The sequence below is a fragment of the Myroides sp. LoEW2-1 genome (assembly GCF_009767705.1).
Lineage (GTDB): Bacteria > Bacteroidota > Bacteroidia > Flavobacteriales > Flavobacteriaceae > Flavobacterium > Flavobacterium album_A.
The window spans coordinates 1-355 of record NZ_WSPP01000375.1 but is presented as its reverse complement, the minus strand read 5'-3'; the positions used below and the strand labels follow the sequence as shown (position 1 = coordinate 355).

Genomic DNA, 355 nt, shown 5'->3' with positions numbered 1-355 from the left:
GGGTCAAATCAAACAGGATCAAAGTGAACTCGCAAAAGAACACTGTTCCAAAAATATTGATAGTTTAGAGCTTAAAGAAAAAGTGACTCAGTTAAATAAACAGAGGGCAGACTTACCCAAGCCTACAGCTAAACAGCTCAAACAATTACAAGAAGAGCATTTACCTCGTTTGGAAAAATATGAACAACAACTAGAAACTTTAGGTACTCGAAATAGTTATAGTAAAACAGATCCAGATGCTACTTTTATGCGGATGAAAGAAGATCACATGAAAAACGGGCAACTTAAACCTGCCTACAATACTCAAATAAGTACTGAAAATCAATTTATTACACATTATACTATTGCACAAAAA

At 33.8% G+C, this 355-nt stretch carries 1 pseudogene; it reads left to right on the top strand.

What is annotated here, in order from left to right:
* Positions 1–355 (top strand): annotated as a pseudogene (locus tag GOQ24_RS17070) (IS5/IS1182 family transposase); the annotation flags it as partial.